Source organism: Flavobacterium kochi (assembly GCF_048286715.1).
Lineage (GTDB): Bacteria > Bacteroidota > Bacteroidia > Flavobacteriales > Flavobacteriaceae > Flavobacterium.
Genome location: NZ_JBLVPW010000009.1, coordinates 188,089 through 203,743, shown reverse-complemented (window position 1 = coordinate 203,743; position 15,655 = coordinate 188,089). Strand labels below are relative to the sequence as shown.

The 15,655-nt window shown below is 37.7% G+C and carries 8 protein-coding genes; all 8 read left to right on the top strand.

Annotated features, from left to right (window positions below):
- Positions 1–364 (top strand): family 20 glycosylhydrolase (locus ACNQGH_RS10315; protein ID WP_417955917.1); only part of this gene is annotated, 364 nt, incomplete at its 5' end.
- Between the two features lie 364 nt (positions 365–728).
- Entirely contained in the window at positions 729–1,937 is a 1,209-nt protein-coding gene (locus tag ACNQGH_RS10310; protein ID WP_417955916.1) for an ROK family transcriptional regulator, read from the top strand.
- 56 nt (positions 1,938–1,993) lie between these two features.
- Positions 1,994–5,317 (top strand): SusC/RagA family TonB-linked outer membrane protein, encoded by a 3,324-nt coding sequence (locus ACNQGH_RS10305; protein ID WP_417955915.1) that lies wholly within the window; start codon positions 1,994–1,996, stop codon positions 5,315–5,317.
- A gap of 36 nt (positions 5,318–5,353) precedes the next feature.
- Positions 5,354–6,940 carry a SusD/RagB family nutrient-binding outer membrane lipoprotein gene (locus ACNQGH_RS10300; RefSeq protein WP_417955914.1) on the top strand — a complete coding sequence of 529 codons (1,587 nt, stop codon included), beginning with the start codon at positions 5,354–5,356 and terminating at the stop codon, positions 6,938–6,940.
- A 556-nt stretch (positions 6,941–7,496) separates the two neighbouring features.
- Complete coding sequence (locus tag ACNQGH_RS10295; protein ID WP_417955913.1) at positions 7,497–9,491, top strand: beta-mannosidase; 1,995 nt, start codon at positions 7,497–7,499, stop codon at positions 9,489–9,491.
- A gap of 60 nt (positions 9,492–9,551) precedes the next feature.
- A complete protein-coding gene (locus ACNQGH_RS10290; protein ID WP_417955912.1) occupies positions 9,552–11,828 on the top strand; it encodes a GH92 family glycosyl hydrolase in 2,277 nt (758 codons plus the stop codon).
- Positions 11,829–11,893: 65 nt separating this feature from the next.
- Positions 11,894–14,176 (top strand): GH92 family glycosyl hydrolase, encoded by a 2,283-nt coding sequence (locus tag ACNQGH_RS10285; RefSeq protein WP_417955911.1) that lies wholly within the window; start codon positions 11,894–11,896, stop codon positions 14,174–14,176.
- A gap of 4 nt (positions 14,177–14,180) precedes the next feature.
- Positions 14,181–15,641 carry a glycoside hydrolase family 125 protein gene (locus tag ACNQGH_RS10280; protein WP_417955910.1) on the top strand — a complete coding sequence of 487 codons (1,461 nt, stop codon included), beginning with the start codon at positions 14,181–14,183 and terminating at the stop codon, positions 15,639–15,641.
- Positions 15,642–15,655 lie beyond the last annotated feature (14 nt).

Below are 15,655 nucleotides of genomic sequence, written 5' to 3'. Positions count from 1 at the left end.
TCAGGTAATCATGACTCCCGGAAGCCATGTGTATCTGGACCATTCCCAAACAAAGGATGAAAAAGAAGTGACCATTGGAGGCTATACCAGCTTAGAAAAAATTTATAGTTATGAGCCCGTTCCAAAAGAATTAAACGAGCAACAGGCAAAATATGTTTTGGGAGCCCAAGGAAATGTCTGGACTGAATATATGCCTACTGCTGCCAAAGTGGAATACATGATATTTCCGCGTTTGAGTGCTTTGAGCGAAGTGTTATGGTCTCCAAAGGAAAATAAAAACTGGCCTTCTTTTCAAACTAAAATAGAGACAATGAAAAAGAGATATGACAGGTGGGGAGCTAATTATTTTAAAGGAAAAGAATAATAGTGAGCGTAATACCAGAGGGAAGGGAGGCTGTCCAAAAAATGACAGCCTGTCGTCAATGATTTTAAGAAAGTTTTGATCCGTTACAGGATTTATTTTGATGATTTTTGAAAAAATAAAGGAGTTATTCTTTTAATTTTTACAAATCTTATGTAAAAAAAGGAATTTATGGCTAGTTGTGGAAGATCTTAATCAATCGCCGAAGCCAATGAAATGGGCACTTTTTTTGTTTTTTCTTTTAGTTTTAAAAAAAAGACAAAAACTTTTTAATTTTTTTAATAAGTTTTTGCTTTTTTTAAAAAGTATTTATAAATTAGTAAAAATTTTCAAAGAGAAAATGGTAACTATAAATTTTGAATAGAAATTGGAAAAGGAAACAAAATATAAAAAGGGTATTCAAAAGCATTTATACTTTTCCGGAGAGCTTTCTTGCGCAGAATTGAGTGAACTTATTAATAAGAGTGTACCCCTGACCAGCAGGGTTCTAAATAAAATGGTGGATGAAGGAGTTGTAGAAGAGCTGGGTCATGCGCTTTCGACAGGAGGCAGACGGCCTCAGATGTATGCCTTAAAACCAAATCTGCTGTATATGGTTTCTGTAGCAATGGATCAAATGATTACCCGTATTGCTATGCTGGACATGCGTAACAACTACGTGGGAAAAGTAAAAAGTATCGAATTAGTATTACATGATAATCCAGATGCACTGCACCAGCTTACTCAAAATTTAATTGCTTTTATAGATGCTTCGGGTATCCCTAAAGATAAGATTGTCGGTATCGGTATTGGTATGCCTGGCTTTGTTGATATAGAGAAAGGACTTAATTATTCTTTTTTAAAAGTACCAGAAGGAGAAAGCATCACCAGCACTATTGAATCTCTTTTAGGAATTCCGGTGTTAATTGATAATGACTCCAGCTTAATAGCACTGGCGGAGTTAAAGTTGGGTTCGGCCAGAAACAAACAAAATGTAATGGTGATTAATATCAGCTGGGGTATCGGACTGGGCATGATATTAAAAGGAACACTTTTTAATGGACACAATGGCTTTGCGGGAGAGTTCAGTCATATTCCAATTTTTACCAATAACAAAATGTGCAGTTGTGGTAAAACGGGATGCCTGGAAACGGAGGCTTCGCTCACTATTGTTGTTGAAAAAGCCATTGAGGGTTTAAAAAATGGAAGATTGTCGATGTTGAAAGACTTGTCGACTGATCATATGGAAGAAGCGTCGATAGCTATTTTGGATGCAGCAGCAAAAGGAGACAAGTTTGCTGTGGAACTGATCTCAAAAACAGCTTATAATATAGGAAGAGGGGTAGCGATACTGATTCATTTGCTAAATCCTGAATTAATTGTACTTAGTGGAAAAGGTTCTGTCGCTGGCAAAATATGGGAAACGCCTATTCAACAGGCTATTAATGAACATTGCATTCCTAAAATTTCCGACAATACAAAGATAGAAATTTCCCAATTGGGTTATGAAGCAGAACTTATAGGAGCCGCTGCTTTAGTGATGGAGCATTTTGATTCCACAGAAACTATAGATGCTAAATCGCATCAAAAACTATAATAAAATTAGAATAACCAATCTAAATATTTTTTTAACCAATTTAACCAATTATTATTATGAAAAAACTGTTACAACAGTTGCTGCTGGTTTGTCTAGTAGCCATGTATTATCAAGATGTTAGTGCACAAGAGAAAAAAGTGGTTTCAGGCATTGTTAAGGATTCCGATGGAGTTCCTGTAATGGCTGCAACCATTAAAGAAAAAGGAACTTCCAATGGGGTTGTTTCCGATGAGAATGGGGCTTTTAGAATAGCTGTTACTCCCAATGCTGTTTTAGTAATTAGTTCGATCGGACTAAAGAATATAGAAGTAAAGACCAACAATGGTGAAGCCGTAACGGTGCAAATGCAAACTTCAACAAACGAACTTGAAGGTGTAGTGGTAACTGCTCTGGGTGTATCCAAGAAAGCAAGAGCCTTAGGTTATGCCAGTTCTACCATTAAGGCAGATGCAATTGTAAAAACAGCTTCGCCGAATTTTGCTGCGGCACTGTATGGTAAAGCACCAGGTGTACGTATAGCAGCTACTCCAGGTGGGGCAACCAGTGCAGTAAATATCACCATTAGGGGTGTAAATTCCATTACAGGCAGAAGCCAGCCATTGATCGTTTTAGATGGTATTCCTATTCGTGATGGAGAAGTAAAAAATAATGATTATTGGAATGACCAACGTCTTCGTGGTAATGGCTTGTTAGACATTAACCCAGAAGATATTGATAATATTTCTATCTTAAAAGGAGCATCCGCAGCCGCTTTGTATGGTTCAGAGGCCGTAAATGGTGTTGTACTGATTACTACAAAAAGTGGAAAAGGTAAGAAAGGACTTGGGGTAGATTTTAGCTCAAGTTATAGTGTAGATGAGGTTGCCTTTTTGCCAAGGTATCAAAATGTAAGAGGACAAGGGTATTCCGTAAATTTTAATAATGCAGGACAAGATGCTGCCGGATTTATTTATTATGATACCGATAATGATGGTATAAAGGAAACAAGAGGACTCATAGGTACCAGTGTCAATTTTGGTCCAAAATTTGACGGCAAGCCTACTATGGCTTGGGATGGGATAATCAGACCCTATGAAGCTCAAAAAGGATTTGCCAATCTTTACCAGAAGGGTATAAATTCTAATGTGAATGTTGCTATTTCTCAAAGTTCTGAAAATAGTAATATGCGTTTTTCTTTGACTCGCCAAGACAATCAAGGGATTAGTTTAGGTGCTACAAATACCAAAAACATAGCTAATTTGAATTCTTCATTTAAAGTTGGAAAAAAATGGACCACTGATTTATTGATCAATTATGTGAATCAAAAAACCAATAATCGTCCGTATTCAAATGACAGGCTGATCAATAACTTTACAGGTATGATGGGAAGGTTCGATGACGGGACCTGGTATTTAAATAAATACAAAACAAGTTTAGGGTATCGATTTGTAACGGGAACGAATCAAAGTTTAACGCCTGAGGAGAATATTATACGTAATGGATTCAGAGGAGATGTAGCGGATTACGTTTGGAGATTAAAAGAAAATAATGAAGTGGAGTTAAGCGATCGTGTTATTGCCAGTATGACCCACAACTACCAAATAGTGGATAATTTGAAACTTCGTGGTAGGCTGGCTACAGATTTCACGTCTACAAGAACAGAAAGTGCCAACAGTACTGAAATTCCTTTGGTTTTTAATACCACAACAGGATCCTTTGGATTAAATTCTACGCAGTATTCGATATTGTATGGCGATATATTGCTTACTTATACTAAAAAGATTACTCCTGATCTGGAGTTAAGTGCTATGGGAGGCTATACTGCTTCTAAAGATAAAGGAATGAGTTTAAGCAGATCAACAAATGGAGGTTTGAGTGTTGAAAATTGGTTTGATTTGGCTGCCTCTAATAATAACCCAAATAGTAATTCAAGTAGAACTTCATTAATAAAGAGTGCTTTTTTGGGAACGTTAAATGCCAATTATAAAGGTTATTTCTTTTTGGAAGGTACAATTAGGAAAGATAAAATATCCGTTTTGAACCCAAATAATAATAGTTTTGTATATCCTTCCGTGAATTCAAGTTTGATACTATCCGATTTATTTACATTGCCAAGCGCTGTTAGTTATGCTAAAATTCGTGGTTCTTGGGGTATAGTTGGTAGTTACCCAGATATGTATAGAGCTAATGTCGCTTACAATCAAAATACTTTAGGTGTTCAAGGTGGGGGTAACCCGGTGCTATATACCAATACTAATTTTTCAAAGTATGGTAATGATTTGATTAAGCCTGAAACAAAAAATGAAATAGAGTTCGGTCTGGAAGCTAAATTCCTAAGTGGAAGACTTGGATTGGATTTTTCTTATTATAATGCACAAATCAGGGATCAGATATTGGATCTGACATTAGCCCCAACATCTGGAGCAAGCCAGATATTAGGTAATGTTGGAACATTGAGAAACAAAGGTATTGAGATTGGAATAACAGGAACTCCTGTTAAAACTGCTAATTTCACTTGGGAATCAACATTGAATTTAGCCAAAAATAAAAATGTTGTTGAAAAATTAGCCAATGGCTCAACTGAATTGTTGCATGCTGATTACGATGGAAATGCAGCACAATTGAGATCAACAGTAGGGCAACCAATGGGGGATTTTTATACGCACCCAATTGCTGTAAACAGCAATGGTGAAAAAATTGTGACTTCTGACGGTCTCTACAAATTGGATAACGACAAAATGACCAAAGTTGGGAATGCGATGCCAAAGGTTACAGGTGGTTTCATTAACTCCTTCACTTATAAAAACGTAACTTTAGATGTGGTAACAGACTTCCGTTTTGGTGGCTACGTAATGCCAACAGGTATTAATTGGATGATTAGCCGTGGTTTATTGGAAGAAAGTACAAAGTATATGGATAAAGCGAGTGGTGGATTAAGTTACTATTTAAATGGTGATCAAGGTGTACAAACAACAGCTGCTGCAGGACCAAATGGTGAAACCGTATACAATGACGGGATGCTGATGGATGCCGTAAATGAAGACGGAAGCAAAAATACAAATGTTATCTCGCAGGCCTATTACTATAATAACACCTATAACTGGGGAGGTCCCCAATACAGCTCTTCACGTTATGAGTTATATGTTCAAAAGAACTCTTATATAAAACTGAGAGAAGTTTCGTTATCTTATAATTTGCCATCTTCACTTGCTAAAAAAATGGGTGCTACACGATTGAGTATTTCCGCATTTGGTAGAAATCTTTTGTATTTCTACAGAACAATTAAAGACATGGATGCTGAGCAAACTACAGCAGGATCTAGATGGACACAAACGCTTACCAATTCCGGTACAAATCCTTCCACTCGCACTATGGGATTAATGTTAAGAGCTAGTTTTTAGGATTATTTAAATAAGCATAATTAAAAAAATCACATTATGAAAAAAATATTTTTTATTTTAACAATTGCAGCAGCGATGATTGTTGCCTCTTGCGAAAATTCGGACTTCGACGGGAGCTATTCGGACCCTTCTAAAGTTGCTGTTTCCACGGTGGAAAAGCAATTCACAGGTTTTTTAGTCTCTAATAGAGACTATGTTTTGCCTTCTTATTGGAATTATTTTGTTGTTTTGAGAACAACGCTTACTCATTATACCCAAGCTGTTGGGTGGGTTAATTCACCCAACCAGTATATTCCTGGTGCAGCAGGGGTGAGTGACAGGTGGGCTGATTATTATAAATTTTTGGCGCAATACAGAGAGCTGGAAAAGATCTATTCGTCGCTTAGTGCTGCTGAGCAGAGTGAGAGACGTATTTATATGATTACCGCCTCTATTTATTTGTATGACCACACCCAGAAAGTAATTGATTTACATGGTGATATTCCTTTCTTGGAGGCTGGGAAATTAAGTGCTAATAATGGAGATTACCAAAATTCGATGGCTAAATATGATACTGCCGAAGCGCTTTATACAAAGATGCTGGATGATTTAAAGAGTTTTTCGGATGAATTGAACACTATTGTTGTTAAAGATGGTATTAAAGCCGGTTTTAACACGCAGGATATTGTTAATAAAGGTAATTTAGGTCTTTGGAAAAAGTATTGTAATTCATTGCGATTAAGAATGCTTACCAGAGCATCGGGTGCAGCAACTTTTCAAGCCAGAGCAAATACTGAAATCGGAGCTATCTTAACTAATTCAGCCAATTACCCGGTAGTAACAAACAATGCCGATAATATTCAGATCAATGTATTTAATTTGGATTCTCCGTTGAATTCTAAAGGCTTTAGAGAAGGATTAGAATCTGAAGGGTGGAATGTAAATATAGCTGGTAAAGCAATGATTGACCACATGAATGTGAACAAAGATCCACGTTTAAAAGCAATATTTGAGCCAGGTGCAACTGCAGCCGGTGTTTATAAAGGTTTGGATCCAATGGCCCTTTCGGCTGATCAGACGACACTTATAGCTGGTGGAACAATTGCCATCTATAACAGATCTACCTTAAGTAGAAACCAATTTTTCCCGGGTGTATTGATAAATGCTGCGGACGTTAGTTTTTTAATTTCTGAGTATTATTTGAAATCTGGAAATAACGGTGCTGCCAAAGCGGCGTATGAAACTGGAATTAAACAATCGACAGAATACTATGCTAAATTGCGTACTTCAAGCAACGACAATACTGCAGGAGCTTATACTGTTCCTAGTGATCTGCAAATTCAAGCCTATATAAGCGGGATTAATGTAAACTGGGATTTGGCAATTACGAACGCTGATAAATTGAAATTAATTGCTAACCAAAAATGGATTCATTACAGTTTGGTGGAACCGGTTGAAAGCTGGTCAGAAATCAGAAGGCTTAATTTACCGCAATTAAGCTTCCAAACGGATACTAATCCACAAAGCCAGCCTCCTGTTCGTTGGAATTACCCAACAAGCGAATCCGTTTACAATACGGTGAATTATAATACTGTTAAAAGTAAAGATAATTTAACCACAAAACTTTTTTGGGATGTAAATTAACTTAGATTATAATTAAGATGAAATGAGTCGGGTATACCAATTACCCGACTTATTTTTATCACAGGATGCTATTGATTTTTGGATAAACAAGAAAGTGTCAGGAGTTCTTAGTTAAACTATGGGTTTGGGATTATTGTTTGTAATTCTTTTCTTTTCGCAACAGACAAAATTATTTTTTGCTGTCTGCTGAAAAAAATGGCTTTAGATGCAACACCCTTTATAGAAAATCGACTCTAAGTGACTAATTACCTGTAAATACTTTTAAGACAGCACCGGCAGTTAGTTCTATAAATTAAATTTGGCAGAAGCAATAGGGATGTTTGGGCGGTTGATTGTTAGTTATTCCGACCCTACAGAACTTGGGAAGAGAAGGATCCATTTGTTTGTCAATCGCAAACCTTCTCTGTCCCTGCCAAAAGTACTTTCGGATGTACAGGCATTGTCATACAAACGAACAAATTGAAAAATGCCTTGTAAAAAGGTAGTAGCATCAAATCATAGTAGTTTTACATTTATAAAAAAAGAAATCTGTTCCTAAATTAAATACGCAGTCATAATGAAATCTAAAAAAGGCTTTTATTGGTTTATTCTCATTTGTTTAGCAAATCTGCCCTTGGGAATTTACGCCCAAAACAAATCGGTACTAAACAGTGGCTGGCAATTTCGTCAGGTAGGAACTGCAAAATGGAATGCCGCTACCGTACCGGGAGAAGTACATACCGATTTGTTGAACAATAAATTGATACCGGATCCATTTTACCGTGACAATGAGAAAAAACTGCAATGGATTGAAAAAAAAAATTGGGAATATAAAACTTCTTTTTCGGTGAATCCTTCAATCCTAAAACAAAAACAGGTAGAATTGGTTTTTGACGGTCTGGATACTTACGCCGATGTATATCTGAATAATCAATTGGTTTTGAAAGCCGATAATATGTTTCGTCAATGGCGTGTAGCCGTTAAAAAATATTTGCGACCCGGACAAAATAAATTGACAGTTGTATTTCAATCTGCCCAAAACAAGGTTGATTCACTTGCCAAACAGGATTTACCGTTTGTAATTCCGGATAATCCCCGTGTCTATGTGCGTAAGGCGCAATATCATTTTGGATGGGATTGGGGACCTAAATTTACGACTTGCGGCATTTGGAAAGCAGTACGATTAGAGTCCTATGATAAAAAAGCTCCCGAAAAAGTCTATAGCCCAACCCGTAAAATAGAATTAGTACAACAGCCGGATAGCCTTGGTAAATCATTTTATTTTAAAATTGATGGCAAGCCTGTCTATATGAAAGGCGCGAATTATATTCCATCAGATGCATTTCTTTCCCGTGTTACGAAGAAAGAATATGAAAAAATCATAAAAATGGCTAAAGATGCCAATATGAATATGCTGCGGGTTTGGGGTGGAGGGATTTATGAAGACGACTATTTTTATGATTTGTGCGACAAATATGGAATCAATGTTTGGCAGGATTTTATGTTTGCCGGAACGATGGTGCCCGGAGATAAAGCTTTTTTTGACAATGTTAAAGAAGAAGTCAAATACCAAGTAAAGCGTTTGCGGCATCACCCCAGTATCGTTCTGTGGTGTGGTAATAATGAAAGTGATGAAGCCTTTAAAAATTGGGGATGGCAAAAGTCGATGAATATGTCCAAACAGGACTCCACCCGTTTATGGAAGGATTACGTTCGGCTATTCCAGGACAGTATCCCTAAATGGGTAAAGGAAACGGATCAGAGCCGGCCTTATATCAGCAGTTCGCCCTTGTTCGGTTGGGGCAGGAAAAAAAGCATTACTGAAGGAGACAGCCATTATTGGGGAACCTGGTGGGGATTGGAAGATATTGAAAAAGTAAAAGATAAAACAGGCCGATTTGTCAGTGAATACGGAATGCAGGCGATGCCTAATTACACAACGATAGAAAAAATGAGTTTGCCTGAAGACCGGTATTTGTTTTCAGGGGTGTTAAAAGGGCATCAGAAGGCTGGCAATGGGTTTGGAAAATTAAATTCCTATTTAAATAGGTACTTCATTGATTCCACTAAAATAAAAAAAATGAGGGTTGAGGATTATACCTATCTGACCCAATGTCTGCAATATTATTCTCTTAAAAATATTATTGGGATTCACCGTTCTAAGGCGCCGTACAATATGGGAACTTTAGTTTGGCAATTGAACGACTGCTGGCCAGCGGTGAGCTGGAGTGTCACGGATTATTACAATCGACAACCCAAGGCGGCCTGGTATGCCGTAAAAGAAGCCTATCGCGATGATGTTATAGCCCAAATAGACCTTACGCATCCCAAAGATTTGGTATTGGAAGATCCTGAAATCAGCTGGAAAATAAAAGGGAATGAAATTACACTTAAAGCAATGAAATCTGCTAAATATGTCTATGTGAAAATCAAAGGATACAAGGGAAAGTTAAGTGATAATTACATCGATTTGTCTGCAGGGGAAGAAAAAAGAATTTCGTTCGAGGGTAAAATGATGCAACCTGTCGTTACTGTTATGTCACTGTATGATGTGCTTCATAGATATCAATAGTCCTTATTCGCCTTTTTCTCATGGAAATAAGTAAATTTAACTCAGCATAAAATAAAACCAATGTTTATAAAATTTTACAAAACACAATTAATAGGAATTACATTAATCAGTTTATTATTTGTCCTTCCTTTATTTTCACAGGAAAAAAACAAAAAGAAACCGTATTTGGACTGCACCCAATATGTAAATCCTTTGATAGGCTCTGCGGGACATGGCCATGTTTTTGTGGGTGCTAATGTCCCTTTTGGGGCAGTACAGTTGGGCCCTGCCAATATTTTTGAAGGCTGGGATTGGTGTAGTGCCTATAATTATGCCAGTACTACGATCTTGGGATTTACCCATACCCATTTGAGCGGAACAGGTATAGGAGATTTAAATGATATTCTTTTGTTGCCCGTAACAGGAAAGGTTCCGCTTAAAAAAATAACAAAAGAGGATATGCAAAATGGTTACGGTTCTCTTTTTTCTCATAAAAATGAAATCAGTAAACCGGGCTATTATAGTGTAGTGCTCGATCGCTATAAAGTGAAAGCGGAATTAACGGCAACCGAAAGAGTGGGTTTTCATAAATATACTTTTAATTCAACAGCTGATTCCCATATTTTATTAGATTTGGCCGATGGTGTCGGATGGGATAAACCAATGGAAACATTCATAAAAAAAACGGGTAAGAATACTATTGTTGGTTACCGTAATTCAAAAGGGTGGGCCAACGATCAACGGCTGTATTTTGCAATGGAATTCTCGGAGCCTATTGTAAATATTAACCTATATGACAGCATAGCAGCTGTAAAAGGAGATCAGGGGCAAGGGGTTCGCATGAAAGCGGTGATGGATTTTAAATCGAAAAAAGGAACTGTTATTCTCGTAAAAGTGGGTCTTTCTCCTGTAAGCTATCAGAATGCCGCCGCAAATATAAAAGCGGAGGTTCCAAATTGGGATTTTGCTAAAACGGTGCAACAAGCCGATTCGAAATGGAATAAAGAATTAAATAAAATTCAGATTAAGGGCGATGAAAAAACAATGAAGGTTTTTTACACTGCATTGTATCATACGATGTTTGCTCCTTCTATTTTTAATGATGCCAATGGCGATTACAGAGGAACAGATAAAAAGGTATATGAAAAGGCTAATTTCACGAACTATACTACTTTTTCGCTTTGGGATACCTACCGTGCTTTGCATCCTTTGTACACCATTACGCAACCAGATCGGATTAATGATATTGTTAAATCATTTCTGGCGATCTATCAGCAACAAAGTAGGTTACCGGTTTGGCACCTGATGGGCAATGAGACAAATACTATGAATGGAAATCATTCGATTGCAGTTATTGTAGATGCCTATCTAAAGGGCTACCGGGATTACGATACCGCCCTTGCGTATGAAGCCATAAAAAAAACAGCTATGCAAACCCGTGACGGAATGGATTATGTTCAAAAACTGCAATACATTCCTGCCGATACCATGTTAGAAACTGTTGGAAATGCTTTGGAATACGCCATTGATGATTGGTGTGTGGCCCAAATGGCAAAAGCGATGAACAAAACTGAGGATTATGCTTATTTTTCAAAAAGGGCTAATTTGTACCAACTTTATTTTGATAAAGAAACAACCTTCATGAGAGGTAAATTATCCAATGGAAATTGGAGAACTCCTTTTAATCCGCTGTCATCTGCGCATCGTAAAGACGATTACGTAGAAGGAAACGCCTGGCAATACACCTGGCTGGTACCGCAGGATCCTCATGGCTTAATTAATTTGTTTGGAAGTGAAGATAAGTTTTTAGCCAAGCTGGACGCCCTGTTCTTACTGACAGACAAAGTGGAAGGCGAGGAAGCTTCTCCGGATATCAGTGGTTTGATCGGGCAATATGCGCAAGGGAACGAACCCAATCACCATATTCCCTATTTGTACGCCTATGCTGGACAACCTTGGAAAACAGCAAAGTTGATTCGGGAAATTGATGATAAATTCTATTCCGTCAAACCGGATGGATTATGCGGTAACGAAGATTTAGGACAAATGTCGGCTTGGTATGTTTTCTCAGCCATGGGTTTTTATTCTGTTAATCCAGCCAATGGAATTTATATTTTGGGAAGTCCATTGGTACACAGTGCAACCGTAACTTACAAAGAAGGGGTTTCATTTTCATTGATAGCAATAGCTAACAGCCGTACCAATATATACATTCAAAAAGCAGAATACAATGGGAAACCGTATACAAAATCCTATATCACTCACGATATGATCGTAAAAGGAGGGACGCTAAAATTGTATATGGGCAGTACACCTTCGGCAACTTGGGGCGTGAAAAAAGTAGACAGGCCTTTGTAGCTTTAAAAAATCAGCGCTTAGAATTTAAAAATTGGAATAAAATTACGTTCAACATTTGATAAGGTATGAGAAAAATAATAATTATTTGTGGTTTGTTTTTTGTTTTTGTTACTGGGGATGCACAGACCAAAGCTTTAGATCCGGAGGAATATGTAAACCCTTTGATCGGAACCCAGTCCTCTCCCAATCTTTCTAATGGGAATACCTATCCCGCAATTTGCAGGCCCTGGGGAATGAATTTTTGGACACCACAAACCGGTAAAATGGGAGATGGATGGGCCTATACTTATACTGCGGATAAAATTCGGGGGTTTAAACAAACACACCAGCCTTCGCCTTGGATGAACGATTATGGACAGTTCTCCATTATGCCTGTGACGGGTAAATTGGCATTTGTCGAAGAGGAAAGAGCGAGTTGGTTTAGTCATAAAGCCGAAATTGTAAAGCCTTATTATTATAGCGTTTATCTTGCCGATTACGACGTAACTGCAGCAATGACAGCAACGGAAAGAGCAGCCCATTTTCAATTTACCTTTCCGGAAAATGAACAGTCTTCAATCGTAATCGATGCTTTTGATAAAGGTTCCTATATTAAAATAATTCCTTCCGAAAATAAAATCATTGGATACACGACCCGTAATAGTGGTGGTGTGCCGAATAATTTTAAGAATTATTTTGTTTTAGTATTCGACAAGGCCTTTTCTTTTAATTATACCTGGCATGACAAAATTTTAGAAAAAAATAAGTTAGAATTAATAGACGATCATGTAGGTGCGGTAGTTGGTTTTAAAACCCAAAAAGGAGAAAAGATAAATGTTAGAGTTGCGTCTTCATTTATTAGTTTAGAACAAGCCGAGTTGAATTTAACAACTGAATTGGGTAACGCCTCTTTTGAGGAAACAGTGGCAGCATCTAAAAAAGAGTGGAACAAAGTTTTGGGGAAAGTGACGGTGGAAGGAGGAAGTGACGAACAATTCAAAACTTTTTATTCTTGTTTATACCGTACCGCCTGTTTTCCGCAAAAGCAATATGAAATAGATTCGAAAGGGAAAATTGTTCACTACAGCCCCTATAACGGCAAAGTATTGCCAGGTTATATGTACGCCGGCACCGGTTTCTGGGATACTTTTCGCGCCTTATACCCCTTACTTAATTTAGTTTATCCCTCTATAAATAAAGAAATGCAGGAAGGGTTGATTAATGATTATAAAGAAGGAGGCTTTTTGCCGGAATGGTCCAGTCCAGGATTTAGAAATGTGATGGTGGGGAATAATTCGGCAGCTGTTGTTTCGGATGCGTATATGAAAGGGTTACGTGGCTATGACATCAACACCTTGTATGAAGCTTTAGTACACGGAGCCAACAATGAAGGACCGATGGATGCAGTGGGAAGAAAAGGAGCAGGGTTCTACAATACATTGGGTTATGTGCCTTATGATGTAAAGATTAATGAAAATGTGGCAAGAACCTTAGAATATGCTTACGATGATTTTGCTATTTGGAAATTGGCGAAAGCCTTAAATCGTCCCAAAGCAGAAATTAATTTGTTTGAAAAGCGAATGATGAATTATAAAAACGTTTTTAATCCATCTCTCAAGTTGATGAGCGGAAGAAATAAAGACGGAAGTTTTCCTGCTGATTTCAATCCATTCAAATGGGGAGATGCTTTTACCGAAGGGAACAGCTGGCATTACAGCTGGAGTGTTTTTCATGATGTGAAAGGCCTGATTGATTTAATGGGTGGTGAAAAAACGTTTACTGCTAAGCTGGACGCCGTTTTTACGATGCCGCCGGTTTTTGATGACAGTTATTATGGTTCTGTTATTCATGAAATTCGTGAAATGCAAATTATGAATATGGGACAATATGCACACGGCAATCAGCCGATACAACACATGATTTATTTATACAATTATGCTGGTCAGCCTTGGAAAACGCAATATTGGGCGAGAGAAGTAATGAATCGTTTGTATAAACCAACGGCAGACGGTTATTGTGGTGATGAAGATAATGGCCAGACCTCCGCATGGTATATTTTTTCTGCGATGGGCTTTTATCCTGTTTGTCCTGCCACAGAGGAATACGTACTTGGAGCTCCATTATTCAAAAAAACAACGTTAACATTAGAAAATGGCAAGCAGTTAATTATAAATGCACCAAATAATTCAGAAAGTAATAAATATGTTCAGGAGCTACAATGGAATAATGCAACCTACACAAAGAATTTTATCAATCATTTTGATGTATTGAATGGTGCGGAGTTGAATTTTGACATGAGTGGCACACCTAACTTACAAAGAGGAACTGCAGCGAGTAGTTACCCATATTCTTATTCAACTTCAAAATAATACGATGCAGACACGTAGAAAATTTATAAAAAACACAGGAATTTTATCCGCAGGATTGTTGGCACTTCAATCGGAAGTTTTTGCTTCTCAATCTGAAAATTTTAATTTTCCAATAAAGGATTTCATTAGTAAACGTCCTCCCTTGGCAGATAGAAAATTTACCAGTCAAGCCGTAGAAGCAGCTATTGTCCGCATCAAGAAACAAATAGCAAATCCGGAATTGGCTTGGTTGTTCGAAAACTGCTTTCCCAATACACTGGACACCACGGTCGATTTTGAAATCATTGACGGAAAACCGGATACGTATGTAATCACCGGCGATATCGATGCGATGTGGCTGCGGGACAGTACTGCTCAAATTTGGCCTTATCTTCCTTTTGTAAAAGAAGATGCTAAACTTGGTGAGTTGGTAAAAGGAGTAATCAACCGCCAAACGAAATGTATTCTGCTCGATCCCTATGCCAATGCTTTTTATAAAGATTTTACCAAAGAAAGCGAATGGAAGAATGATTTGACCAAAATGAAACCCGGAATTCATGAGCGTAAATGGGAGATAGACAGTTTGTGCTATCCGATCAGACTGGCACATGGGTATTGGAAACAAACAGGCGATACCAGCTTATTTGATAAAAAATGGAAAGAAGCCATGCTTTTAGTAGTGCAAACGTTCAAAGAACAGCAACGGCTGCATGATAAAGGGCCTTACAGTTTTCAGCGTGAAACTGCCTGGGCTACCGATGGCGTTCCCCTAAGTGGTTACGGTTATCCGGTAAAGCCTTGTGGGCTGATCGTTTCTACCTTTAGACCAAGTGATGACAGTACTTTGTTTGGGTATTTAATTCCAAGTAATATGTTTGCTATTGAAGTACTCGGTTATTTAGCGGAGATTTTCTCTTTACCGGAAATGAAGGATCCTGATTTGGTCTCTAAAGTAAAAGAATTGCAGGGACAGGTTCAGAAAGGATTAAAAGAAAACGGGATAATCAATCATCCAAAATTTGGAAAAATTATCGCTTTTGAAGTGAATGGATATGGAAGTTTTCACATGATGGATGATGCCAATGTGCCTTCCTTATTATCATTACCTTATTTAGGCGCCATTCAGCCTAATAATCCTTTATATCTCAATACCCGAAAAGTAGTACTTTCAGAAAACAATCCCTTTTTCTATAAAGGGAAAGCCGGTGAAGGTGTTGGCGGTCCTCATACTGGTGCCGATACCATATGGCCAATGAGTATAATTCTAAGAGCGATTACCAGTGTGGATGAAAAGGAAATCCGAATGTGCATTAGCAATTTGATCAAAACAAATGCGGACACGGGGTTTATGCACGAGTCCTTTCATAAGGATGATGTAACCCGTTTTACCCGTAAATGGTTTGCCTGGGCCAATACGCTTTTTGGAGAGTTGATTGTCAACGTAAGCAATAAACATCCCCATATTCTTAGTGATAAAAATATTTGATTCGGTACTGTAAC

Bases quoted from the DNA above. Each gene is read 5' to 3' on its own strand.
- ACNQGH_RS10305 (WP_417955915.1), top strand. From the start codon at position 1,994: ATGAAAAAACTGTTACAACAGTTGCTGCTGGTTTGTCTAGTAGCCATG.
- ACNQGH_RS10300 (WP_417955914.1), top strand. From the start codon at position 5,354: ATGAAAAAAATATTTTTTATTTTAACAATTGCAGCAGCGATGATTGTT.
- ACNQGH_RS10295 (WP_417955913.1), top strand. From the start codon at position 7,497: ATGAAATCTAAAAAAGGCTTTTATTGGTTTATTCTCATTTGTTTAGCA.
- ACNQGH_RS10290 (WP_417955912.1), top strand. From the start codon at position 9,552: ATGTTTATAAAATTTTACAAAACACAATTAATAGGAATTACATTAATC.
- ACNQGH_RS10285 (WP_417955911.1), top strand. From the start codon at position 11,894: ATGAGAAAAATAATAATTATTTGTGGTTTGTTTTTTGTTTTTGTTACT.
- ACNQGH_RS10280 (WP_417955910.1), top strand. From the start codon at position 14,181: ATGCAGACACGTAGAAAATTTATAAAAAACACAGGAATTTTATCCGCA.